Origin of the sequence: Mycobacterium sp. (assembly GCF_025933915.1) — a bacterium.
In the GTDB taxonomy this organism is placed as follows: Bacteria; Actinomycetota; Actinomycetes; order Mycobacteriales; family Mycobacteriaceae; genus Mycobacterium.
On the sequence record NZ_JAICZA010000080.1, the window covers coordinates 1 to 22,264 of the forward strand.

At 68.4% G+C, this 22,264-nt stretch carries 22 protein-coding genes and 2 pseudogenes; 10 read left to right on the plus strand and 14 right to left on the minus strand.

Features of this window, described 5'->3' with window-relative positions; all coding sequences use genetic code 11:
* The 8 genes from Q0W90_RS14190 to Q0W90_RS14225 form a co-directional block, all read right to left on the minus strand.
* Positions 1–1,200, minus strand: a 1,200-nt coding sequence (locus Q0W90_RS14190; RefSeq protein WP_297774926.1) for a DUF6779 domain-containing protein, incomplete at its 3' end; no start/stop codon positions are given.
* Positions 1,201–1,287: 87 nt separating this feature from the next.
* Positions 1,288–1,764, minus strand: a complete 477-nt coding sequence (locus Q0W90_RS14195) for a DUF3180 domain-containing protein (protein ID WP_297599949.1) — start codon at positions 1,762–1,764, stop codon at positions 1,288–1,290.
* Entirely contained in the window at positions 1,764–2,333 is a 570-nt protein-coding gene (gene folK, locus Q0W90_RS14200) for a 2-amino-4-hydroxy-6-hydroxymethyldihydropteridine diphosphokinase (RefSeq protein ID WP_297774928.1), read from the minus strand. Before folK ends, Q0W90_RS14195 begins: the two co-directional genes overlap by 1 nt.
* 34 nt (positions 2,334–2,367) lie before the next feature.
* Entirely contained in the window at positions 2,368–2,757 is a 390-nt protein-coding gene (gene folB, locus Q0W90_RS14205) for a dihydroneopterin aldolase (protein ID WP_297599977.1), read from the minus strand.
* The gene (gene folP, locus Q0W90_RS14210; protein WP_297599979.1) at positions 2,750–3,601 is read right to left on the minus strand and encodes a dihydropteroate synthase; all 852 of its coding nucleotides are present in this window, start codon (positions 3,599–3,601) and stop codon (positions 2,750–2,752) included. The genes folB and folP overlap by 8 nt, the downstream gene beginning before the upstream one ends.
* Positions 3,598–4,200 carry a GTP cyclohydrolase I FolE gene (gene folE, locus Q0W90_RS14215; protein WP_297599982.1) on the minus strand — a complete coding sequence of 201 codons (603 nt, stop codon included), beginning with the start codon at positions 4,198–4,200 and terminating at the stop codon, positions 3,598–3,600. The genes folP and folE overlap by 4 nt, the downstream gene beginning before the upstream one ends.
* Before the next feature lie 16 nt (positions 4,201–4,216).
* Complete coding sequence (ftsH, locus tag Q0W90_RS14220) at positions 4,217–6,688, minus strand: ATP-dependent zinc metalloprotease FtsH (RefSeq protein WP_297774931.1); 2,472 nt, start codon at positions 6,686–6,688, stop codon at positions 4,217–4,219.
* A 165-nt stretch (positions 6,689–6,853) separates the two neighbouring features.
* Positions 6,854–7,267 carry a VOC family protein gene (locus Q0W90_RS14225; RefSeq protein ID WP_297774933.1) on the minus strand — a complete coding sequence of 138 codons (414 nt, stop codon included), beginning with the start codon at positions 7,265–7,267 and terminating at the stop codon, positions 6,854–6,856.
* A 111-nt stretch (positions 7,268–7,378) separates the two neighbouring features.
* Between Q0W90_RS14225 and Q0W90_RS14230 the strand changes: the two genes are divergently transcribed.
* The 5 genes and pseudogenes from Q0W90_RS14230 to Q0W90_RS14250 all read left to right on the plus strand — a co-directional run bounded on the left by Q0W90_RS14230 (position 7,379) and on the right by Q0W90_RS14250 (position 11,916).
* Entirely contained in the window at positions 7,379–8,344 is a 966-nt protein-coding gene (locus tag Q0W90_RS14230) for an alpha/beta hydrolase (protein WP_297598976.1), read from the plus strand.
* Positions 8,341–9,528 (plus strand): LLM class flavin-dependent oxidoreductase, encoded by a 1,188-nt coding sequence (locus tag Q0W90_RS14235; RefSeq protein ID WP_297598974.1) that lies wholly within the window; start codon positions 8,341–8,343, stop codon positions 9,526–9,528. The genes Q0W90_RS14230 and Q0W90_RS14235 overlap by 4 nt, the downstream gene beginning before the upstream one ends.
* Positions 9,528–10,541, plus strand: coding sequence for a zinc-binding dehydrogenase (locus Q0W90_RS14240; protein ID WP_297598972.1), 1,014 nt, complete (start codon positions 9,528–9,530; stop codon positions 10,539–10,541). Before Q0W90_RS14235 ends, Q0W90_RS14240 begins: the two co-directional genes overlap by 1 nt.
* 9 nt (positions 10,542–10,550) lie before the next feature.
* A pseudogene (locus Q0W90_RS14245) lies at positions 10,551–10,980 on the plus strand (HNH endonuclease); the annotation flags it as partial.
* 198 nt (positions 10,981–11,178) lie between these two features.
* Entirely contained in the window at positions 11,179–11,916 is a 738-nt protein-coding gene (locus Q0W90_RS14250) for an SIMPL domain-containing protein (RefSeq protein ID WP_297598970.1), read from the plus strand.
* Between the two features lie 77 nt (positions 11,917–11,993).
* Here the strand turns inward: Q0W90_RS14250 and hpt are convergent, their stop codons facing one another.
* Genes hpt through dacB form a run of 4 tightly spaced genes read right to left on the minus strand, consistent with a single transcriptional unit; the run spans position 11,994 to position 16,052 of the window.
* Positions 11,994–12,605, minus strand: coding sequence for a hypoxanthine phosphoribosyltransferase (gene hpt / locus Q0W90_RS14255; protein ID WP_297598968.1), 612 nt, complete (start codon positions 12,603–12,605; stop codon positions 11,994–11,996).
* Positions 12,606–12,655: 50 nt separating this feature from the next.
* The gene (tilS, locus tag Q0W90_RS14260) at positions 12,656–13,630 is read right to left on the minus strand and encodes a tRNA lysidine(34) synthetase TilS (RefSeq protein ID WP_297774936.1); all 975 of its coding nucleotides are present in this window, start codon (positions 13,628–13,630) and stop codon (positions 12,656–12,658) included.
* Positions 13,609–14,670: a zinc-dependent metalloprotease gene (locus Q0W90_RS14265; protein WP_297598964.1), complete on the minus strand. Its 1,062-nt coding sequence runs from the start codon at positions 14,668–14,670 to the stop codon at positions 13,609–13,611. The genes tilS and Q0W90_RS14265 overlap by 22 nt, the downstream gene beginning before the upstream one ends.
* On the minus strand, positions 14,667–16,052 hold the full coding sequence (gene dacB / locus Q0W90_RS14270; RefSeq protein ID WP_297598962.1) for a D-alanyl-D-alanine carboxypeptidase/D-alanyl-D-alanine-endopeptidase: 1,386 nt from the start codon (positions 16,050–16,052) through the stop codon (positions 14,667–14,669). The genes Q0W90_RS14265 and dacB overlap by 4 nt, the downstream gene beginning before the upstream one ends.
* Positions 16,053–16,158: 106 nt before the next feature.
* Here dacB and Q0W90_RS14275 point away from each other — a divergent pair, with 106 nt between their 5' ends.
* Positions 16,159–16,647: an inorganic diphosphatase gene (locus Q0W90_RS14275; protein WP_297598960.1), complete on the plus strand. Its 489-nt coding sequence runs from the start codon at positions 16,159–16,161 to the stop codon at positions 16,645–16,647.
* A 51-nt stretch (positions 16,648–16,698) separates the two neighbouring features.
* Here Q0W90_RS14275 and Q0W90_RS14280 read toward each other — a convergent pair whose 3' ends face one another.
* Positions 16,699–17,778, minus strand: a complete 1,080-nt coding sequence (locus Q0W90_RS14280; protein ID WP_297700231.1) for a DUF475 domain-containing protein — start codon at positions 17,776–17,778, stop codon at positions 16,699–16,701.
* Positions 17,779–17,902: 124 nt separating this feature from the next.
* On the opposite strand from Q0W90_RS14280, the gene Q0W90_RS14285 reads away from it, so the two are divergent.
* The 3 genes from Q0W90_RS14285 to Q0W90_RS14295 are packed head-to-tail and all read left to right on the plus strand — an operon-like array spanning position 17,903 to position 20,260.
* Positions 17,903–19,165, plus strand: coding sequence for a hypothetical protein (locus tag Q0W90_RS14285; RefSeq protein WP_297598956.1), 1,263 nt, complete (start codon positions 17,903–17,905; stop codon positions 19,163–19,165).
* Between the two features lie 35 nt (positions 19,166–19,200).
* Positions 19,201–19,902 (plus strand): glycosyltransferase family 2 protein, encoded by a 702-nt coding sequence (locus Q0W90_RS14290; protein WP_297598954.1) that lies wholly within the window; start codon positions 19,201–19,203, stop codon positions 19,900–19,902.
* Between the two features lie 22 nt (positions 19,903–19,924).
* Positions 19,925–20,260: a DUF2304 domain-containing protein gene (locus Q0W90_RS14295; RefSeq protein ID WP_297598953.1), complete on the plus strand. Its 336-nt coding sequence runs from the start codon at positions 19,925–19,927 to the stop codon at positions 20,258–20,260.
* Positions 20,261–20,277: 17 nt separating this feature from the next.
* Here the strand turns inward: Q0W90_RS14295 and Q0W90_RS14300 are convergent, their stop codons facing one another.
* The gene (locus tag Q0W90_RS14300; protein WP_297598951.1) at positions 20,278–21,216 is read right to left on the minus strand and encodes an NAD-dependent epimerase/dehydratase family protein; all 939 of its coding nucleotides are present in this window, start codon (positions 21,214–21,216) and stop codon (positions 20,278–20,280) included.
* Between Q0W90_RS14300 and Q0W90_RS14305 the strand changes: the two are divergent.
* Positions 21,182–22,264 (plus strand): annotated as a pseudogene (locus Q0W90_RS14305) (hypothetical protein); the annotation flags it as partial. The gene Q0W90_RS14300 and the pseudogene Q0W90_RS14305 overlap by 35 nt on opposite strands.

Below are 22,264 nucleotides of genomic sequence, written 5' to 3' on the forward strand. Positions count from 1 at the left end.
CGGTGGCGGGGGCGCGCCGGCGGGCGGCCCCTGGTGCTGCGGTGCCGCGGCCGGCGGTGCCGCGGCCTGCGGTTCGCCCCCGGGAGCGACATTGCGCACACCGTAGTCGCGGTATTCCGACGAGTGGCGTGACGGTGCGCGGCGACCGGACTCGGTGTAGGGGGGCGGTGGGGGCACCGGCTCGACCGGCAAGGCGTCCCGGGATTCGTCGCGGGATTCATCGAGGCCCGAATGCCGCGCGCGCCGCCGTCCGCCCGCCGATTCCCCGGGGGAGTCGGCGCCGGCCCAGTTGCTGCCCGGTGCCCCGGGCGGCGACCACAGTCCTTCGGCGGTCACCGGCTGCCACTCCTGGCGCTGCCGTTCCGCCTGCGGTTCCGGTTCCGGCCGTGACACGGGCTGCGGTTCGGGTTCCGGCGGCGGGGGCGGTTGGTGACGAGGCTCGAACCGCGGCTCCGGCGGGGCGGTGTACGTGGGCTCCGGCGGCGCGGCGTAGGCGGGTTCAGGGGCCGGTTCATACTGGTAGCTTGGCCGCGCCGGCCGGGGTGGTGGCGGCTGCCGGGGCGGCAGCAGGGGTTCTTCGGGCACGTCGATGATGGCCGTCTCGTCGGCGCGGCCGTGCGGGTTGCCCTGGGGCACCGAGGTGACCCGGTCGCTGGACACCCAATCGACGGGGTTGTCGCGGGGGCTCTCGCCGTTGCGGCCCCACTCGCTGTAGGCGCGCTCCGGTTGCGGCTCCGCCTCGACCGTTCCGAGGGCCGGGCGGTGCGCGAGGTCGGTGTCGAACAGAATTTCCAGGCTGGTGCGCAACGCGCTCAGTTCCGTGCGCAGCTCGGCCAGATCATCGGCGGCCTGGGCGCGCAGCTCGGAGGCCAGCTCGCGACGCAGCTGGGACTCCACCGTCAGTTCGTATTCCCGCCGGGCAGAAATCTCCCGGTCGAGCTGGAGGTCGTACACCAGCTTGAGGTCGCGGACGCGGGCTTGGTCGGCATCGCTTTGGCGGCGATAGAGCACGGAAACGAAGGCGCCGGCGACTGCGGCCCACAGCGCCAGGATCACAGCGAGCTTGAGGAGTTCCACCCGATCGGTGAAAACCAATGCGGAACTGGCACCTATCGCGAGGACCAGCAACGCGGTCAAGAGCACCCACCCCGGCCTGCGGCCGCCGCGCCGAACCCGGGCGCCGCGGGACAGAACGGTCATGGCCTGACTGTACCTGCGCGAGGTCAATCCGCGTGTCGCCCGACTCCGGCGATTCTCACGTGGGTTGATGCGCGATGTGATCCCCGGCTAAGTTTCCGCGCCCTCGCCATGCTCGGTCGGATCGTGCGGGGACTTGCAGCAATGTTGCAGCCACAGCGCAGCAACCACCAACGCCAGCGCGCTGATGGCCGCCACCACCGTTCCGGAGGTGTCCTCGGCGGCGGCCCGCAGCCAGGAGCGCCGCGGCAGGAAGTACACCAGCACCCCGACCCACCAGCCCAGCGTCAACGCCCCCACCCAGGCCGACGCCTTGGCGACCATCAGGCCGCGTGCCACCGCGAGCGGATGCAGCCAGCCGGGACCGGGCCCGATCTCGCCGTCGCTGATCTTGGCGCGCACGTAGCGCGCCCACAGCGCCTCGGCGATCGCCACCGCCAGCAGCGACAGCCCGGTCCACACCGTGATCGGCGGAAACCACCGGTACAGGCCGTTGACCAGCAGGTAACCCACCACGGCCGCGCCGACCACCGCGGCCGCCAGGTCACGCTTGCGGGTGGGTCCCATCAGGCCCCGGGCCCCCGATCGGCCGGGGCTGTTCCGTTCGATCCGTTCAGTCTCAGCGTCAGGCTGGTCGGCCGGACACCCTCGCGGTCGACGTCTTCCAGCTGGGCGAGCAGGCCGGCGACCGGCTGCGGCCCGTCGGCCACCGTCAGTCGCGCGTCCGGGTCGACGGCCAGCCACGGGATCAACACGAAGGCCCGTAGATGGGCCAGCGGATGCGGCAGGGTCAGGTTGTTCTCCCGGGAGGTCACCTCCGTTTGCCCGTGGCCGGCTTCGTAACACGCAATGAGATCGACGTCGAGCGTGCGCGGGCCCCAGCGCTCGCCGCGGACCCGGCCCGCCACCCGCTCGAACTCCTGCGCCCGGGCCAGCCAGCCCTGCCCGTCGCAGACCGGGTCGTCGGCGATCAGCACCGCGTTCAAAAACGGGGCCTGATCCACCCGGCCCCACGGGTCGGTTTCGTACACCGGTGACACGGCGCGAACCGCCTCGCCCAGCCCGTCGACGACCGACTGCAGCCGCGCCAGCCGGTCACCCAGGTTCGAGCCGACGGACAACACCACGCGAGTCATGGGCGCCCCTGGCCGATCCCGGCCTCGGCGCGGGTCATGCGGGGACCACCGAACCGCGCCCGCCGCGTCGCGACCGCCGCACCACCACCGCGACGTCCGCGAACTGTTGCGGGATCGGGGCCTGCGGCTTATGCACCGCCACCTCGACGGCGTGCACGCGTTCGTCGTCCATCACCTGGTCGGCGATCTGGGCCCCGACGGTTTCGATCAGGTTGCGCGGGGGGCCCGCCACGACACCGGCCGCCAGCTGAGCCAACGCGGCGTAGTCGTAGGTGTCGGCGAGGTCATCGGTGGCGCCGGCACGGGCCAGGTCGATCCACACCGTGATGTCGACGACGAAGTCCTGCCCGTTCGCGCGTTCGTGGTCGAAAACTCCGTGTTGTCCGCGAACCTTCAACCCGCGCAACTCGATTCGATCAGCCATCGTCTCCAGCCAGCTCAGTGTGCATCTCGTCGTTCCACGCCACCACGACCTTGAGCGCATCGACCGTGGCGCGCACATCGTGCACCCGCACCCCCCAGGCCCCGTGCAGCGCGGCCAGCGCGGAAATCACCGCGGTCGCCGTTTCGCGCCCATCGGGCGGTCGCGGAGAACCGTCGGGCCCGGCTAACAAGGTACCGAGAAACCGTTTGCGCGATGCGCCCAGCAGTACCGGAATTCCGGTGCCGACCAATTGCGGCAAGGCGTGCAGCAGGGCCCAATTGTGTTGTCCCGTCTTGGCGAATCCCAGCCCGGGATCGATCATCAGCTGGGCGGGATCGACGCCGGCGGACACCGCGGCGTCGACGCTGGCGAGCAGTTCGGCGCGCACTTCGGCGACCACGTCACGGTAGTCCGGGGCAGCGTGCGGACGCTCGAGCGAGACCGATCGCCAATGCATCAGCACCCAGGGCACTTTCGCCTCGGCCAGTAGCGGCGCCATGGCGGGATCGGCCCGGCCGCCGGACACGTCGTTGACGATCCGCGCGCCGCTGCACAGCGCCGCCCGGGCGACATCGGCGTGCATGGTGTCGATACTCACCGTAATGCCTTGTGACGAAAGTTCTTTCACGACAGGGATGACACGTGACGTCTCAACACGGGAGTCGATGCGAGTGGCCCCGGGCCGCGTCGACTCCCCTCCGACGTCGACGATGCCGGCACCGTCGGCGACCAACGCCAGTCCCCGTGCCACGGCTTTGTCGGGGTCGAGATAGCGACCGCCGTCGGAGAACGAATCGTCAGTGACGTTCAGAACTCCCATTACCTGCACAGGCGCCAGGCTCACTTACGCAGGATGAGGTCGAGCGCTTCGGCTCGAGAAGCGGCGTTGGTTTTGAACAGACCGCGCACCGCCGACGTGGTCGTGGTAGCTCCGGGCTTGCGGACACCGCGCATCGCCATGCACAGGTGCTCGGCCTCGACCACGACGATCACCCCGCGCGGATTGAGCTTGTTCATCAGTGCGTCGGCGATCTGACTGGTGAGCCGCTCCTGCACCTGGGGTCGCTTCGCGTACAGGTCGACCAGCCGCGCGATCTTCGACAGGCCGGTGACCCTGCCGTCGTCACCCGGGATGTAGCCGACGTGGGCCACCCCGTGGAACGACACCAGGTGGTGTTCACACGTGGAGTACAGCGGGATTTCCTTGACCAGCACCAGCTCGTCGTGTTGCTCGTCGAACATGGTGTTCAACACGCTGTCGGGGTCGGTGTAGAGCCCGGCGAACATCTCCTGGTAGGCGCGGGCTACGCGGGCCGGGGTTTCCCGCAGGCCGTTCCGGTCCGGGTCTTCGCCGATCGCGTACAGCAACTCGCGGACCGCGGCCTCGGCACGCTCCTGGTCGAATACCCGCATCTGGCGCATCGCGGTGTCCGGCAGTGCCATCGAATCCTCCGTTTGCTCAGCCGTGGGCCGGCGGATTGGACCGGCTTACGTCGTCATCCTGCCGGTCCGGCGAGCCACCCTCCGGGGCGGGCTGGCCCGGCGGGGGATACGGCGGATACGGCGGGTACGGCTGCTGTACCTGACCCGGCCGACCGGAACGACCGGGTCCGCCCGGCTGGCCCGGGTACCCCTGCTGGTTGCCCGCGTGGCCCTGCTGGCCGGGATGCGTCTGCGGGCCGGGGTAGCTGCGCGCCGGTTGCTGCCAATAGGGCTGCTGCCCAGGCTGTGCCGGCGGATGCCAATAGTTCGGTTGCTGCTGCGGTTGCTGCGGCTGGCGCGGCTGCTCCGGCGGCGGCCATCCCGGCGCACGCCAACCGGCCGGCGCGCCGTAGTCGGGCTGGGTGGGGCCGTGCTGCTCGCCCTGTCCGGGCTGGGCTCCCTGGCTTCCATGAGAACCGTTGCCGCCGTTGGCGTTTCTGTCGGCCTCCAGCCGTGCGGCCGCGGCCGCTTCGCTGGCCCGTGCTATCGCCGCCTTGAAGGCCGGCTCGGGGGTGGGTGGCGGCCACGGGTCGCCGCGCTCGATGGCCAGCTCGCCGGGTGTCTTGATCGGCGGCTTGTCCGACGGGATGCGGCCACCGAAATCGTCGAACATGGTGAGTCGCGGCCGCTTTTCGACGCCCGAGAAGATGCCTTCCAATTCGGCCCGGTGCAGGGTTTCCTTTTCCAGCAGCTCGCCCGCGAGGATGTCGAGGATGTCGCGATATTCGGTGAGGATTTCCCACGCCTCGGTGTGCGCGGCCTCGATCAGCTTGCGGATCTCGTCGTCGATGTCGCGGGCGACCTCGTGCGAGTAGTCCGGCTGCGTTCCCATGGTGCGGCCCAGGAACGGGTCGCCATGTTCCGAACCGTATTTGACCGCACCGAGTTTGGAGCTCATCCCGAATTCGGTGACCATCGCGCGTGCGATCTTGGTGGCCTGCTCGATGTCTGACACCGCGCCGGTCGTCGGCTCCCGGAAGACCAGTTCCTCGGCGGCGCGCCCACCCATCGCAAACACCAACTGCGCGATCATCTCCGAGCGGGTCCGCAGTCCTTTGTCTTCCTCCGGCACCGCCACCGCGTGACCGCCGGTGCGGCCGCGCGCCAGGATCGTCACCTTATAGATCGGCTCGATATCGGGCATCGCCCAGGCCGCCAGGGTGTGGCCGCCTTCGTGATAGGCGGTGATCTTCTTTTCCTGCTCGCTGATGATGCGGCCTTTGCGGCGCGGCCCGCCGATCACCCGGTCCACCGCCTCTTCCAACGCGGCGCTGGTGATCACGGTGCCGTTCTCGCGGGCGGTGAGCAGCGCCGCCTCGTTGATGACGTTGGCCAGGTCGGCGCCGGTCATGCCGACGGTGCGCTTGGCCAGCCCGGCCAGGTCGGCGTCCGGGCCGATCGGCTTGCCCTTGGAGTGCACCTCCAGCACCGCTTTGCGACCCGCCAGGTCCGGGTTGGACACCGGGATCTGCCGGTCGAAGCGGCCGGGCCGCAGCAGCGCCGGGTCCAGAATGTCCGGCCGGTTGGTGGCCGCGATCAGAATGACGCCGGCCCGCGGGTCGAACCCGTCCATTTCGACCAGCAACTGGTTCAGCGTTTGCTCACGCTCGTCGTGCCCGCCGCCCAGGCCCGCGCCGCGCTGGCGGCCCACCGCGTCGATCTCGTCGACGAAGATGATGCACGGATTGTTCTGTTTGGCCTGTTCGAACAGGTCGCGTACCCGGGACGCTCCGACGCCGACGAACATCTCGACAAAGTCCGAGCCGGAGATCGTGAAGAAGGGAACACCGGCCTCGCCGGCCACCGCGCGGGCCAGCAGGGTCTTACCGGTCCCGGGCGGCCCGTAGAGCAGCACGCCTTTGGGGATCTTGGCGCCCAGCGCCTGGTAGCGACCGGGGTTCTGCAGGAAGTCTTTGATTTCGTAAAGCTCCTCGACCGCTTCGTCGACGCCGGCGACGTCGGCGAACGTGGTCTTGGGCATGTCCTTGGAGAGCTGTTTGGCGCGCGATTTGCCGAATCCGAAGCCCATCCGGGCGCCGCCCTGCATGCGCGAGAACATCACGAACAGCCCCACCAGCAGCAGTAGCGGCAGGACGTAGACGAGCAGCTCGCCCAGGATGCTGCCCTGGTTGACGACGGTGCTCACCTTCGCGTTCTTGGCGCTCAGGGCGTTGAACAGATCGACCGCATACCCGCTGGGATATTTGGTGATGACCTTGTCGGAATTGTCCGTGTCGCCGTTGCCCTTCTTCAGGGTCAAGCGCAGCTGCTGTTCGCGGTCATCGATTTGTGCGCTCTTGACGTTGTCGCCGTTGATTTGGGACATCGCCACGGACGTGTCGACGGGCTTATAACCGCGAGTGTCGTCGCTGAAGTAGAAGAACGACCAGCCGAGCAGCACCACGACAGCAATCGCCGTGATGGTGCGAATAACGTTTTTCCGGTTCATCAATCATCGGCCTTATTGGCCAGGTCCTTCCCCGATATACACGCAGCTGGAAAAGTCAAGGCTACCGCCTGTGGTGATCGCCAGCTCCGGCAGAGCCGGGGCGCAGCGGGTCACCACATCCTGCCGAGTTAACGACGGGCGGTTCCCGACTCGGCGCCCCGCGGCCTAGTCGTAGTAGCGTGCCTCGACCACGTTGCCGTCGGCATCGGCGAAATAGAATCCCTGCGGCGCCCAGCCCCGCGCACCGAAGCTCCGGTTCAAGCGCGCGCTGGTATCCACGCCTTCGGCTTGCAGACGCCGGTCCAGCGCGTCGTACTCGGCCTTGGACAGCGCGAGGCAGACATGGTTGACCCGATGGCCGGCGCTGCCTTCGACCCGGGTCAAAGTTTCGGTACCCGGAACGTTTTCCGATGGCATCAAGTCGATGATCGAGTCCGCACAGATGCGCACGCTCGGGAAAGGCGCGTCGCCGGCCTCGAATTCGGCAAACCGGACCGGTTCCAGCCCGACCACGCGCGTGTAGAAGTCCATCGAGCGACGCGAATTGTTCGTCCAGAGCACGACATGGTCCAACCGCATGACTCGAGTATTCCGGTGTTCCGGCCTTTTGGTGCCCAAGCGGACGCTATTCGTACAAGCCGTCGGGCCCAGGCCCTTCTCAGTCCGCAACCGTTGTGCTTTGGTGAGACGGTGCTCCCAACCCAACGGTTAGTAGATACCAACGGCGTGCGGCTGCGGGTGAGCGAAGCAGGTGACCGCGGCGCGCCCGTGGTGATCCTGGCCCACGGCTTTCCCGAATTGGCCTACTCCTGGCGTCACCAGATAGACGTCCTCGCCGACGCCGGCTACCACGTGCTGGCACCCGATCAGCGCGGCTACGGCGGTTCGGACCGGCCGGATGCCGTCGAGGCGTACGACATTCACCAGTTGACAGCCGACCTGGTCGGTCTGCTGGACGACGTCGGCGCCGAGCGCGCCGTGTGGATCGGGCACGACTGGGGGGCCGCCGTGGTGTGGAATGCTCCGCTGCTGCACCCGGACCGCGTCGCGGCCGTCGCCGCGCTCAGCGTGCCGGTGACGCCCCGCCCGCGCCTGGCACCCACCCAGGCGTGGCGCAAAACGTTCGGCGAGAACTTTTTCTACATCCTGTACTTCCAGGAGCCGGGCGTCGCCGACGCCGAACTGAATGCCGATCCCGCGCAAGTGATGCGACGCATGATGGGCGGTTTACGGACATCCGGCGACAAGGCCGCGGGCCTGCGGATGGTGGCCCCGGGGCCGGAGGGTTTCATCGAACGCCTTCCCGAACCCGACGGCCTGCCGGAGTGGATAAGCCAGGACGAGCTCGAGCACTACATCGCCGAGTTCTCGCGGACCGGCTTTACCGGCGGCCTGAACTGGTATCGCAATTTTGACCGCAACTGGGAAACCACCCCCGAACTCGACGGCGCCAAGATCCCGGTCCCGTGTTTGTTCATCGGCGGGACGGCCGATCCCGTCCTGTCGTTCACCCGCGCCGACCGCGCTTCCGAAGCGATCTCCGGACCGTACCGGCAGGTGATGATCGACGGCGCCGGGCATTGGCTGCAGCAGGAGCGCCCCGACGAAGTGAATGCGGCCCTACTGGAATTCCTCAACGGATTGGAGCTTCGATGAGCGTGCCCCTGCGTTTTGGTGTCTTTATCACACCGTTTCACCCTGTCGGTCAATCGCCCACTGTGGCACTGGAATACGACATGGAACGCGTCGTGGCGCTGGATCGGCTCGGCTTCGACGAAGCGTGGTTCGGCGAGCACCACTCCGGTGGCTACGAGCTGATCGCCTGCCCGGAGGTTTTCATCGCCGCGGCGGCCGAGCGGACCAAACACATCCGGCTGGGCACGGGAGTGGTGTCGCTGCCCTATCACCATCCGCTGATGGTGGCCGATCGATGGGTGCTGCTGGATCACCTGACCCGCGGCCGGGTCATGTTCGGCACCGGGCCCGGCGCACTGCCCTCGGATGCCTACATGATGGGTATCGACCCCGTCGAGCAGCGACGGATGATGCAGGAATCCCTCGATGCCATCCTGGCGCTGTTCCGCGCCGCACCCACCGAACGAATCGACCGTCACTCCGATTGGTTCACGCTGCGCGACGCGCAGTTGCATATCCGGCCCTACACCTGGCCTTACCCCGAAATCTCCACCGCGGCGATGATTTCGCCGTCGGGGCCCCGATTGGCCGGTGCGCTTGGCACCTCGCTGCTGTCGCTGTCGATGTCGGTGCCCGGCGGCTACGCGGCGCTGGAAACCACCTGGGACGTGGTCCGCGAACAGGCCGCCAAGGCCGGCCGGGACGAGCCGGACCGCGGCGACTGGCGCGTCCTGAGCATCATGCACATCGCCGACAGCCGTGAGCAGGCCATCGACGATTGCACTTACGGGCTACAGGATTTCGCGAATTACTTCGGCGCCGCCGGGTTCGTCCCGCTGGCCAACAGCGTCGAAGGAACCCAGACGCCACACGAGTTCGTCGCGGACTATGCGGCCAAGGGAAATTGCTGCATCGGCACACCCGAGGACGCGATCGCCCACATCGAAGACTTGCTCGACCGCTCCGGTGGGTTCGGAACCCTGCTGATGCTCGGCCATGATTGGGCCTCCCCGGAGGCGACGCATCACTGCTATGACCTGATGGCGCGCAAGGTGATTCCGCACTTCAAACGGCAGCTCGAAGCGTCCCGCGCATCGCATGACTGGGCCAGAGGCAAGCGTGACCAGTTGATCGGCCGGGCCGGCGAGGCCGTGGTCAAGGCCATCACCGAGCACGTGGACGAACAGAAGGATGCGGTGCACTGATGCGCGCCTCGGTGTTGCGCGACGGCCGTATGGTCTACCGCGACGACGTGCCCGACCCGATACCCGAAGCCGGCCAGGTGCTTGTCGGCGTGCGGGCGTGCGGGATCTGCGGCTCCGATTTGCATTTCGCCGCCCACGGCGCCCAGGTGCTGGAAATGACCGATCGGGCGGCGGGTGGCACGGGGGGCATGCACATCGACCTGAACCACGACATCTTCATGGGTCACGAATTCAGCGCCGAGATACTCGAAGCCGGTCCCGACACCGAGACCCATCCGCCGGGCACCCTGGTCACCTCGCTGCCGGTGCTGCTGTCCACCAAGGGTGTCGAGCCGATCGTGTACAGCAACAGCACAATTGGCGGCTACTCCGAACGGATGCTGCTGTCGGCGCCGCTGCTGCTTCCCATCCCCAACGGCCTGGACTTCAAACATGCGGCCCTGACCGAGCCCATGGCGGTGGGGTTGCACGCCGTCAACAAGTCGAACATCTCCCCCGGTGAGACGGCCCTGGTGCTCGGCTGCGGCCCGATCGGGATCGCCATCGTCGCCGCCCTTCAGTCGAAGGGGATCGAAACCATTGTGGCATCAGACTTTTCGCCCAAGCGGCGCGAGCTGGCCACCGCGATGGGAGCCCACCAGACCCTGGATCCGGCGCAGGGGTCACCCTTCGACAGCGTCAAGCCCGCAGTAGTGTTCGAGGCCGTCGGCGTGCCCGGCATCATCGACGACGTGCTGCTTCGGGCGCGCCCCGGCACCCGCCTGGTGGTCGCAGGGGTGTGCATGCAACCCGACACCGTGCACCCCTTTTTCGCGATCGCCAAAGAGATCAACGTGCAATTCGTGCTCGCCTACACCCCCGAGGAGTTCGGCGAATCGCTGCGCGCGCTAGCGGAGGGAGACATCGACGCCAGCCCGCTGATCACCGGCGAGGTGGGCCTGGATGCGGTCGGCGCGGCGTTCGACGACCTCGCCGACCCGGAGCGGCACTGCAAGGTCCTCGTCACGCCCTGAAACTTGTCAGCCGGGTCCGGACGCACGATGGCCGAGAACCTCAAATGCCTGTGTCGCCAACATCATCGGCTGAAAACCTTCGGAGGATAGCGTGACGAGCAATTGGCTGACGGCACCGTGATCTGGACGTCACCGACCGGCAGCACGTATCGGACCTCCCCGGCGGGCGCCGATCTGTTTGCCCAGCCGCGCGCCCCGGCGTGCGCGGCCCCGGCACCCAGCCGGCCAAGCCGATCGCGACAACGAAGCGCGCGAATCACACGGGCGCGCAAATTCCGAAACCACACGCGCGCGACATGCTTTTCCTCTTCAAGGGAACGCCGAGCACCAGCCCGTACTGCACCTGGGTCAACGATCCCCGAGAACCCGAAGAACTGCCGCCGGATTGGAAACCCGACCCACCGGCCTGCAGCCCTTGCCCGACGATCCACCCGTTTGACGCGCCCCCGAAATCGCCGTTGCTGATCGCCACCCCCGTCATCATGGTGCCCGATGTCAAACAGTCTGTTAGACAGCAGTATTCGCATTACCAACAATCCCGGCGCCGGCGTCACCGCCCACAGCGTCGATCCCGCCGCGGCGCACCGGCACCGAAATCCACAACACAGCCGGCCGCCCAGCGGCTAGGGTTCCAGGCATGCCGGTCGCACCCAACGCCTTGAGCTTTGTCCGCCGATCTATCGCGGTGGCCGCGGCGGGCCTCACCATCACCGCGGCATCGGCGTGCGACGAGCACAGCCCGTCACAGCCCGGGGCAAACCCCCGGCAGGTAACGGTTTTGGGTACCGGTCAGGTTCAAGGCGTCCCGGACACCCTGACCGCCGACGTCGGCATCGAATTCGCGGCACCCGACGTCACCGCCGCGATGAACGAGACCAACGACCGTCAACAGGCGGTCATCAACGCGTTGGTGGGCGCGGGCATCGACCACAAGGACATCAGCACCACCGAGGTCACCGTGGCGCCGCAATACAACAACCCCGAGCCCAGCGGCTCGGCGGCCATCACCGGGTACCGCGCCACCAACGCCATCGCCGTCAAGATCCACCCGCCCGACGCCGCGTCCCGGCTGCTGGCCCTCATCGTCGGCGCGGGCGGAGACGCCACCCGGATCAGGTCGGTCCGCTACTCCATCGCCGATGATTCGCAGCTGGTCAAGGATGCCCGGTCGCGGGCCTTCAACGACGCCAAGAGCCGCGCCGAGCAGTACGCGCAGCTGTCCGGACTGCGGCTGGGCAGGGTGCTGTCCATCTCGGAGGCCACCGGCAACGCCCCACCGGTCGGGGCGCCGCGGGCCATGCCTTCGATGGTCCCGCTGGAACCCGGCCAGCAGACCGTGAACTTCTCGGTCACCGCGGTGTGGGAGCTGGACTAGCGGCGACCGCAAGCGCGGTGAAGCCGGGCGCAGCGGGTCGCCGCCATTGGACTGAGCCCGACGAATCGGGGCCCAAACTACTGCTGGTAGACCCTGGGGTCCAGGGTGCCGATGTAGGACAGGTCGCGGTAGCGCTCGTCGTAATCGAGGCCGTACCCCACGACGAAGTCATTGGGGATATCGAAGCCCACGTGGGCGATGTCGACGTGGGCACCCTTCGCGTCAGGCTTGCGCAACAGCGTGCACACCCGCAGCGACCGTGGATGCCGCGTGGTGAGGTTGCGCAGCAGCCAGGACAGGGTCAGACCCGAGTCGACCACGTCCTCGACGATCAGCACATCGCGGCCCTGAATATCGCGGTCCAGGTCCTTGAGGATCCGCACCACGCCCGACGAGGACGTCGACGACCCGTACGAGCTGACGGCCATGAATTCGAATTGGGTTGGCACCGGGATCGCGCGGGCCAGGTCGGTGACAAAGATCACAGCGCCCTTCAGCACCGTGATCAACAGCAGGTCCTGGCCGGTCTCGGCGGCGGCTTCGCGGTAGCTCTCCCCGATTTCCCGGCCGAGTTCGGCGATTCGCGCCTGAATTTGCTCCGTCGTCAGCAGGACAGACTTGATATCCCCGGGGTAGAGCTCCGCGGGCTGAGCGGGAGTGATCGCCGAGGAGATCTGGGCCACGACCACAGAGTGCCACGCCGACGTGCGAATAACCAACGGCGGCCCCGCTATTGCGGCTAGAGGACCGGTTTTCCGACCGGTTCGCGCCAGAACGTCAAAACGCCGTCACGACGGCCCGCAAACAACCTCTCATCAGGCAGGGACGAGCCCACCGCCACCCCGCCCTGGCCGCGCCAGGCCGTAACGAGGGCGTCCACGCCGCGAATCTGCTTGTCGGTCAGCCCGGTTGCACCGCCCGTCAGCAGCCAGGCCCGGATCACGCGGCGCCGAACCGGAGCATCCAGCGTCGCCAGCACCGATACCCGAAGCCCCGGCCCCGCCTTGGCCTCGGGCAGCGCCCGGGCGGCCAGCGTGTCGATCAACTCGGAGTCCTCCCGCAACGCGGTCGCGGTGCGGGCCAGCGCCTCGGCGACGCCCCCGCCGAGCACGTCCTCCAGCAATGGCAACACCTCGGTACGCAGCCGGGTCCGGGTGAAACGGCGGTCGCTGTTGTGCGGATCCTGCCACGCCGTCAGTCCCAGCTCCCGGCATGCGTCGTGCGTCACGGCTCGCCTTACCTGCAACAACGGCCGGCACCACGGCGGATCGTAGGGGCGCATCCCGGCGATCGAACGCACGCCGGACCCCCGGCCCAACCCCAACAGCACCGTCTCGGCTTGGTCGTCGAGCGTGTGGCCCAACAACACCGGACCGTCGTGGTAGGCGGCCAGCGCGGCGTAGCGGGCAGCGCGCGCGGCCGCTTCGGGGCCGCCTTCCTTGCCCACCTGCACCCGAACGACTTGTGCCCCAATACATCCCAGTGCGATGGCGCGCGCCCGGGCGGTTTCGGCGACGTCGGCCGAGTCACGTTGCAGGCCGTGGTCCACCACCACCGCCGTGGTGGGCCGCAGCCGGGCCGCCACCGCGGTGAGCGCCAACGAATCCGGACCACCGGAGAGCGCCACGCACCATTGGTCGACGGTGGGGAGATGCGCCGTGATGAACGCCTCGACCGCCGCGCGCAGCCGGCCTACAGCACCCTGTCGATCCATCGCTGCGGTTCTTCGATTTCGATGGGCAGGGGAAGGGTTTCGGGGCCCGTCCAGATGGCATTGAATCGCGCCATTCCCACCTGGCCCACCACGTGGTCGACGAACGCCTTGCCGCGGGTGTATTGGCTGAGCTTGGCGTCGAGTCCCAGCAGTGCGCGCAGCAAGCGCTGCAGGGGCGGTTGCTTGCGGTGGCGGCGCTCGTCGAAGCGGCGCCGGATGGTGGCCACCGACGGCACCGCCATCGGGCCGACCGCATCCATGACGTGGTCGGCGTGGCCCTCCAGCAGCGTGCCCAGCACCAGCAACTGATCCAGGGCCCGCCGCTGGGGCTCGGACTGCACCGCGCGCACCAGACCGAGGATGCCCGCCGGGTTGGCGTCGGCTTCCGACGCCGGATTGCCGCGATTGCGGGCGTAGTCGGCGAGCCGGCTCACCATCTCCCCCAGGTCGTCACCGGCATCGCGGGTCAGCAGGCCCAGCGCCTGCGACATGTAATCGGGCAGCCACGGGTTGGCGGTGAACTGAACCCGGTGGGTGACTTCGTGCAGGCAGACCCACAGCCGGAAATCGGAAGGCTCGATCCGAAGCTGCCGCTCGACGGCGATGACGTTCGGATACACCAGCAGCAGGCAGCCGGTCCGAGCCCCATTCGCACTGGCGAACGGGTCGTATTGGCCGAGGATCCCCGAGGAGACGTACGCCAGCACGGCGCCGGTCTGCGCGCCGGTGACCCGGCCCGTGAGAAACCCGCGCGGTTCCTCGGCGCCGTTCATCATCACCCGCATCGATTCGGCCGCCGCGGCGATCCACTGCGGGCGGTCGACGATGCGGGCGGCGGGCACGGCGCCGTCGGTGACCAGGCCGGTGACGTCGCGGACCAGCGGTTCGGCCTTGGCGGCCGCGCCCACGAGTTCGTCGATCACCTGGCGCCGGGTGTAGTCGCTGGACGGCGGGCCCGGCCGGGCCAGCCGCCGGCCGACCGTGGCCGCGAATCGCCAATCGACCGCGGTGCCCAGAGTCAGCTCCGGCGCCGGCGTCATGAGCACCCGCAGAACCAGAGCCGGGTCGCCAGCGCGTCCATCACGTTGCGGCCGTTCGGGCCCGCGTCGTTGGAGACGAACGCGAAGGTGAGCACCCGACCGCTGCGGTCGGTGAGCACCCCGGCCAGTGCGTTGATGTTGGTCAGTGAGCCGGTCTTGGCCCGCAACCAGCCGGCGGGGCCCTGGCTGGTCGAGGCGTCGGTGAACCGGTCGCCCAGGGTCCCACTGCCGGCGGCGATCGGAAGCAGATCCAGCAGCGCCCGCAGCGAGGGCTGGTCCGGCCCGGCGGCGGCCTGCAGCACCCCGTCGAGGGTCTTGGCCGTCAGCCGGTCGTCGACCGAAAGCCCGCTGGAATCCAGTAGCGCCGCGCCCGCCGTGTCGACGTGGGCGGTGCTCAACCGGTTGGTCACTGCGTCGGCCGCGCCGGCGAAGCTGCGCGGCCGGTTGATCGCGGCCGCCACCTCGCGCGCGATGCATTCGGCCAGCACGTTGTCGGAGTGGTCCATCATCTCGGACAGGCGCTGGACCAACGGCGCCGACTGGACAACGGCCAGCTGGCGCGCTCCGGATGGCGCCGTCGTGATCGTCACGGCGGCCGGGTCCAGGCCCAGCGCCTTGGCCAGCTCACGGCCGGCATCCAGCGCCGGCGTCCGGGAACGTCTGGAGTTGACCGTGGTGGGCTGGATGCGTCCGGCGTCGATCATCACCGACTCGATCGGCGCGATGTCGCCGTTGTCGACGTCGGCGGGATCCCAGCCCTGCGCCATCGTCGGCCCGCTGAACGCCGAGGTGTCCACCTGCACCGCGGTCGGGGTCACCCCGCTGCGCCGGATCTGTTCGACGAGGTCGCTGATGCGGGCCGCGCCCCGGTACCAGGTGTCCTGTCCGGGCGGCACCGCGGACAACACCGGATCGCCGGCCCCCACCAGTACGACGGGCCCCTGGGCGTTCTGGCTGCCGGCCACCACCCGCGTGCTGATCCGGGCCTGCCGGTCCAACGTCAGCAGGGCGGCGGCCGCGGTCAACACCTTGTTGGTCGACGCCGGCACCAACGGCATGGCGTCCGCCACCTGCCACAGCTCTTTTCCGGTGATGGCGTCGGTGATCCGGCCGCCCAACCGACCCAGGTTGGGGTCGCCCGCCACCGGCGCCAGCGCGGCGCTCACGCCGAGCCCGCTGGGTAACTCGGCGGTCTCGCTCACCGGGACCATGCCGGGCTTGACGGTGGGGGCGTGCGGAGGCGGGATCGGGGCGCGCGCGCTGCCCGCGCCGTGCCCGGTCGTGGTGAAAAACGTTGCCGCCACCACCACAGCAGCGACGAACGCCAGCACGCCCAACCCGATGAACACTGGGGTGGATTTTTGCCAGCGAGTACGGGCCATCACTCTCCTGACTGTCTGAACCCATTCTGCCGAATCGGCGGCGACGGGCTCGACTAGGGTGTAGCAGAGCAAAATTGGCCTGCCCAACAGACAAGGAGCCGACACGGTGGAATTCGACGTAACCATCGAGATCCTGAAGGGCCAGCGGAACAAATACGAGGTCGATCACGAGACCGGACGGTTACGTCTGGACCGCTACCTCTACACCGCGATGGGCTACCCGACCGACTACGGCTTCATCGAGGACACCCTCGGCGAGGACGGCGATCCGCTGGACGCGATGGTGCTGTTGCCGCAATCGGTGTTTCCCGGGGTGATCGTCGAGGCCCGCCCGGTGGGCATGTTCCGGATGACCGACGAAAAGGGCGGCGACGACAAGGTTTTGTGCGTGCCGGCCGGCGACCACCGGTGGGACCACATCCAGGACATCGGCGACGTGCCGGAGTTCGAGCTGGACGTGATCAAGCACTTCTTCGTCCACTACAAGGATCTGGAGCCGGGCAAGTTCGTCAAGGCGGCGGACTGGGTGGGCTGCGCGGACGCCGAGGCCGAGATTCAGCGCTCGGTGGAGCGGTTCAAGGCCGAGGGGCACTAGCGCGATGGTGGCGACCCGCGGCGCCCGGCTTCGCCGCGCTTGCGATCACCACTAGCCCGATGGTGACGAGCGGGTCTTGCGCCGGTTGCGCAGCAGGCTCCAGCCCAGCGCCGCCCCGATGAAGGTCACCCCCACCGAGGCGGTGACCGCCTCGGGAACCTGCAACCGCGGGTCGATGGATCCCAGCATGATCACGGCCAGCGCACCGATCGCCCAGTGCGCGCCGTGTTCCAGGTACACGTACCGGTCCAGGGTTTCCTGCTTGACCAGATAGATGGTGATGGACCGGACGAACATCGATCCCACCAATCCCAGCCCCAGCGCGATGACGATCGGGTCCGACGTGATCGCGAAGGCGCCGGTGACCCCGTCGAACGAGAACGCGGCATCGAGAACCTCGAGATAAAGGAACAGGGTGAAACCGGCCCTGCCGACCGCCTCGCCGGCCGTCATGTCCTCGACGACGGCCGGTCGAAACGCGCGGCTCAAACCGTTGACCACCAGGTACGTCACCAAGCCCAGCACTCCGGCGGTCAGCACAGTGGCACGTTCGTCGGCCGAATGCGTCAAGCGCGAGCCGACCAGCACCAGCGCGGCGCCGGCCACCACCACCGGCACCTGACCGAGCCTCCCGACGCGGGCGAAGGGAACCTCAATCCATTTGAGCCACTTGATATCTCGATCATGGAAGAGGAAATTCAGGAACAGCATCAGCAGGAACATCCCGCCGAACGCCGCGATCTGCGGATGGGCGGAGACGATCATCTTCTCGTAGCTCGGCGAGCCGTCCGGGAATTCCAGCGCGCCGTGCGGCGGCGGATGCAGCGCCAGTTCCATCGCGCGAACGGGCCCGATACCCGCGGTCGCCCACACGATGAGCAACGGGAACAACAGGCGCATCCCGAACACCGCGATGACGATCCCGACGGTCAAGAACATCTGCCGCCAAAATGGGCTCATCCGCTTCAGGATCGTGGCGTTGATGACGGCGTTGTCGAACGACAGCGACACCTCGAGGACGGCCAACACCAGCAGCAGAAAAAGGTCCTCGAGGCCGCCGTGCGCGTACCCCAGCGCAAGGGCCACCACCGTGAGCAACAGGGAGATGCCGAAGATGCGGTAGGCGGCCATGGGTCCTTTCCGACAGCCGCTCACATTAGCGAACCTGATCGCCACGCCCGGCGATCGGTGGGGACACTTACTATTTTCAAATTGTGGCGATACATCGGCGCGGTCCGCTGAAAGCGCTGCCCCGATGACCGAAATCAGCGCCTCACAGGGGCCGGTGGCGCGCGGCAGCATGGCGCGGGTCGGCACCGCCACGGCCGTGACCGCTCTGTGTGGCTACGGGGTGATCTACCTTGCGGCGCGCGACCTGGCACCAAGTGGCTTCTCGGTGTTCGGGGTGTTCTGGGGCGCCTTCGGACTGGTCAGCGGGGCCGCCTTCGGCCTGCTCCAAGAAACCACCCGCGAGGTCCGCGCTTGCTCGGTTGGGGGACCCTCCCTCGTTGTCGCCCCGGCCAAGCGCACCCACCCGCTGCGGGTCGCCGTGCTGATCGGCGTGGCCGCGGCCGTCGTGATCGCCGGGACCGCGCCGTTGTGGAGCGCACGGGTATTCGTCGAGGCGCGCTGGCTGTCGGTGGCACTGCTCAGCGTGGGGTTGGCCGGCTTCTGCGTGCACACCACCCTGCTCGGCATGCTGGCCGGCATCAATCAGTGGACCCAGTACGGGGCGCTGATGGTGACCGACGCGGTCATCCGGGTCGCGATCGCCGCGGCCACCGTGGCGCTGGGCTGGCATCTGACCGGCTTCCTATGGGCGACGGTCGCGGGCGCGGTCGCCTGGCTGATCTTGCTGGTCGCCTCGCCCGCCACCCGAGCGGCCGCCCGCCTGCTCACCCCGGGCGGCACCGCGACGTTCCTGCGGGGTGCCGCGCATTCGATCACCGCGGCCGGCGCCAGCGCCATCCTGGTGATGGGATTTCCGGTGCTGCTGAAGCTGACCAGTGCCGAGCTCGGCGCCGAGGGCGGGGTGATCATCCTGGCCGTCACGTTGACCCGCGCGCCGCTACTGGTGCCGCTGACGGCCATGCAGGGCAACCTGATTGCGCATTTCGTCGATCAGCGCAGCGACCGGATTCGTGCGCTGATCGCGCCGGCCGGGATCGTCGCGGCGGTCGGCGCGGTCGGGGTGCTGGCCGCGGGCGCGGTGGGCCCCTGGCTGCTGCGGGTCGCCTTCGGGCCGCAATACCACGCCGGCAGCGCTCTGCTTGCGTGGCTGACCGGGGCCGCGGTGGCGATCGCCATGCTGACGCTGACCGGAGCCGCCACGGTGGCCGCCGCGCTGCACCGCGCCTACTCGCTGGGTTGGGTGGGCGCCACGGTCGCGTCGGGTTTGTTGCTGTTGCTGCCGCTGTCCCTGCCGACCCGAACCGTGGTCGGCTTGTTGTGCGGGCCGTTGGTGGGAATCGGTGTCCATCTGGTGGCGCTGTCGCGCGCCGCACGCGCAACGAGCTGATCTGGCCTGCACCAGCGTGTACCTTGTGGGCTTAGATGGGTACGGAAACACAATATTCGGTCGTCTGGGTCGTCATTCCCGCCTTCAACGAAGCAGCTGTCATCGCCGCGGTGATAGCCGATGTGCGCTCGGTATTCGACCACGTCGTCTGCGTGGACGACGGCAGCACCGACGGCACCGGTGAGATCGCCCGGAGGGCCGGAGCTCACCTGGTTCGGCATCCCATCAACCTCGGGCAGGGGGCGGCCATCCAGACCGGCGTCGAGTACGCCCGCAAACAGCCCGGGGCCCAAATCTTCGCCACGTTCGACGCCGACGGCCAGCATCGCGTCAAAGACCTGGCCGCGATGGTCGACAGGCTGCTCGCCGGGGACGTCGACGTGGTCATCGGGACCCGGTTCGGCACCCGGCAGGTCGCCCGGCCGCCGCTGGTGAAACGGGTCGTGCTGCAGACCGCCGCGCGGTTGAGCCGGCGCGGTCGCCGACTCGGACTGACCGACACCAACAATGGGCTGCGGGCGTTCAACAAGAAGGTCGCCGACGGGCTGGACATCACGATGAGCGGCATGAGCCACGCCAACGAGTTCGTCATGTTGATCGACGAAAACCATTGGCGCGTCGCCGAGGAACCGGTCGAGGTGCTCTACACCGAATACTCGAGGTCGAAGGGGCAGCCCTTGCTCAACGGCGTCAACATCATTTTCGACGGGTTCCTGCGAGGGAGGATTCCGAGATGATCGGAGATGAAAGGACCGGACGATGAACTGGATCCAGGTACTGCTGATCGGATCGATCGTCGCGCTGCTGGTCTATCTGCTGCGGTCGCGCCGCAACGCGCGGTCGCGGGCCTGGGTCAAGGTCGGCTACGTGGTGTTCGTGCTGGCCGGCATCTACGCCGTGCTGCGGCCCGACGACACCACCGTCGTGGCGCAGTGGTTCGGGGTACGCCGCGGCACCGACCTGATGCTCTACGCACTGATCATGGCGTTCTGTTTCACGACGCTCAGTACGTACATGCGGTTCAAGGATTTAGAGCTGCGCTACGCGCGACTGGCCAGGGCGGTCGCGATGGATTCCGCGCAGGCGCCCGAGTAGCGTCCTGGCGTTCGGCATCAGCTCAGTTGCCGGAAGTACTCCACCGTCCGGCGCACACCATCGGCCAGCTCGACCTCCGGGCGCCAGCCCAAAACCTTTGCGGCTGAACTGACGTCGAGGCAGGACCGTTTGAGGTCGCCGAGACGCGGCGGCGCAAATTCCGGGTCGTCGGGCCCCCCGACGGCCGCCGCCACCGCCGAATGCAGTTGCCGGTCCGAGGTTTCGGTCCCGGTGCCGACGTTGAAGCGCTGCCCACCGCCGGCGTCACCGGACGCCTTGACGAATGCATCCACCACGTCGTCGACGAAAACATAGTCACGGGTGTTGCTGCCGTCGCCGAAAACCTTGGTGGGCTTGCCCGATAGCAGCGCCTGGGCGAAGATCGCCACCACACCGGCTTCGCCGTGCGGGTCCTGACGGGGCCCGTAGACGTTGGCCGGCGCGATGTGCGAGCAGTCCAGGCCGTACAGGTGGCGGAAGGTGTTCAGGTAGATCTCGCCGGCCACCTTTCCGGCGGCATAGGGCGAAGCAGGGTCGGTCGGCACAGTCTCGGGTGTGGGGTACCGCGGCGGGATGCCGTAGATGGATCCGCCCGAGGAGGTGTGCACGACCTTGCGCACCCCCGCCCTGCGCGAGGCCTCGGCCAGGCGCACCGTGCCGAGGACGTTGACCGAGGCGTCGAACTGCGGGTCGGCCACCGAGTGCCGCACGTCGATCTGGGCGGCCAGGTGAAACACCACCTCCGGACGATGCTCGTCGAGGATGGCCTCCAGATCGGCGGTCACGATGTCGGCCTCGACGAAGACGTGCGCCGGGTTGCCCGCCAGGTGCTCGAGGTTGCTCGCGCGGCCGGACGCGAAGTTGTCCAGCCCCACCACCGCATGGCCGTCGGCCAACAGACGGTCGACTAGCGTCGAGCCGATGAATCCGGCCGCCCCGGTAACCAGTGCACGCACCGGCCCACCATACATAGCGTCCGCGGCCGCCGCGCTCATCGCGGTGCAGCTGGCGGTGCGCGCGGCGCTGGCGTTCGGTGGCTACTTCTATTGGGACGACCTGATTCTGATCGGCCAGGCCGGCACGCACAATCTGCTCGCGCCGTCGTATCTGTTCCACGATCATGACGGGCACGTCATGCCGGGGGCATTTCTGCTCGCGGGCGCCATCATCCGGCTGGCGCCACTGGACTGGACGTGGCCGGCGATCAGCCTGCTGGCGCTGCAACTGCTGGCGTCGCTGGCGTTGTTGCGCGCGCTGCATGTCATCCTCGGCTGGCGGCCGGTGCTGCTGATCCCGCTCACGTTCGCGTTGTTCACCCCGCTGGCCGTGCCCGGGTTCGCCTGGTGGGCGGCGGCGCTCAACTCGCTGCCGATGCTGGCGGCGCTGGCCTGGGTGAGCGCCGACGCGATCCTGCTGGTGCGCACGGGCGATGGGCGCTACGCGGTGTCCGGGGTGCTGGTCTACTTCGGCGGGCTGCTGTTCTTCGAGAAGGCCGCGGTGATCCCGTTCGTCGCGTTCGGGGTGGCCGCGTTGCTGTGCTACGTGCGGGGTCATCGGACCATCGCATCGGCGCTGGCGACGGTGTGGCGGGCCGGGGCGCGGTTGTGGATCGCGGCGCTGGCGCTCACCGCCGCCTGGGTGGTGCTCTATCTGGCCGTCGTCAATCAGCGGCGGTGGAGTTCCGACCTGTCGATGACGGGACGGCTGCTGATGCGATCGATCACGCACGGCATAGTGCCGGGGCTGGCCGGCGGGCCGTGGCACTGGGACCGCTGGGCACCGGCCTCCCCCTGGGCGACGCCCCCGCCGTCGGTGATGGCGCTGGGCTGGCTGGTGCTGGCCGGCGCGCTGGCGGTGTCGCTGGTGCGCAAGGAGCGCATCGGGCCGATCTGGCTGACCGCGGCCGGCTACGCCGTGGCCTGCCAGGTGCCGATCTATCTGATGCGCTCCTCGAAGCAGACCGCGCTGGAACTCGCGCAGACGCTGCGCTATTTCCCGGATCTC

What these genes read in the sequence shown, in the direction of transcription:
- Q0W90_RS14195 (WP_297599949.1), bottom strand. Translation starts at nt 1,764, where the DNA reads ATGGGACCCACCCGCAAGCGTGACCTGGCGGCCGCGGTGGTCGGCGCG.
- folK (WP_297774928.1), bottom strand. Translation starts at nt 2,333, where the DNA reads ATGACTCGCGTGGTGTTGTCCGTCGGCTCGAACCTGGGTGACCGGCTG.
- folB (WP_297599977.1), bottom strand. Translation starts at nt 2,757, where the DNA reads ATGGCTGATCGAATCGAGTTGCGCGGGTTGAAGGTTCGCGGACAACAC.
- folE (WP_297599982.1), bottom strand. Translation starts at nt 4,200, where the DNA reads ATGGCACTGCCGGACACCGCGATGCGCCAGATGCGGGTATTCGACCAG.
- ftsH (WP_297774931.1), bottom strand. Translation starts at nt 6,688, where the DNA reads ATGAACCGGAAAAACGTTATTCGCACCATCACGGCGATTGCTGTCGTG.
- Q0W90_RS14225 (WP_297774933.1), bottom strand. Translation starts at nt 7,267, where the DNA reads ATGCGGTTGGACCATGTCGTGCTCTGGACGAACAATTCGCGTCGCTCG.
- Q0W90_RS14235 (WP_297598974.1), top strand. Translation starts at nt 8,341, where the DNA reads ATGAGCGTGCCCCTGCGTTTTGGTGTCTTTATCACACCGTTTCACCCT.
- Q0W90_RS14240 (WP_297598972.1), top strand. Translation starts at nt 9,528, where the DNA reads ATGCGCGCCTCGGTGTTGCGCGACGGCCGTATGGTCTACCGCGACGAC.
- Q0W90_RS14250 (WP_297598970.1), top strand. Translation starts at nt 11,179, where the DNA reads ATGCCGGTCGCACCCAACGCCTTGAGCTTTGTCCGCCGATCTATCGCG.
- tilS (WP_297774936.1), bottom strand. Translation starts at nt 13,630, where the DNA reads ATGGATCGACAGGGTGCTGTAGGCCGGCTGCGCGCGGCGGTCGAGGCG.
- Q0W90_RS14265 (WP_297598964.1), bottom strand. Translation starts at nt 14,670, where the DNA reads ATGACGCCGGCGCCGGAGCTGACTCTGGGCACCGCGGTCGATTGGCGA.
- dacB (WP_297598962.1), bottom strand. Translation starts at nt 16,052, where the DNA reads ATGGCCCGTACTCGCTGGCAAAAATCCACCCCAGTGTTCATCGGGTTG.
- Q0W90_RS14280 (WP_297700231.1), bottom strand. Translation starts at nt 17,778, where the DNA reads ATGGCCGCCTACCGCATCTTCGGCATCTCCCTGTTGCTCACGGTGGTG.
- Q0W90_RS14285 (WP_297598956.1), top strand. Translation starts at nt 17,903, where the DNA reads ATGACCGAAATCAGCGCCTCACAGGGGCCGGTGGCGCGCGGCAGCATG.
- Q0W90_RS14290 (WP_297598954.1), top strand. Translation starts at nt 19,201, where the DNA reads ATGGGTACGGAAACACAATATTCGGTCGTCTGGGTCGTCATTCCCGCC.
- Q0W90_RS14295 (WP_297598953.1), top strand. Translation starts at nt 19,925, where the DNA reads ATGAACTGGATCCAGGTACTGCTGATCGGATCGATCGTCGCGCTGCTG.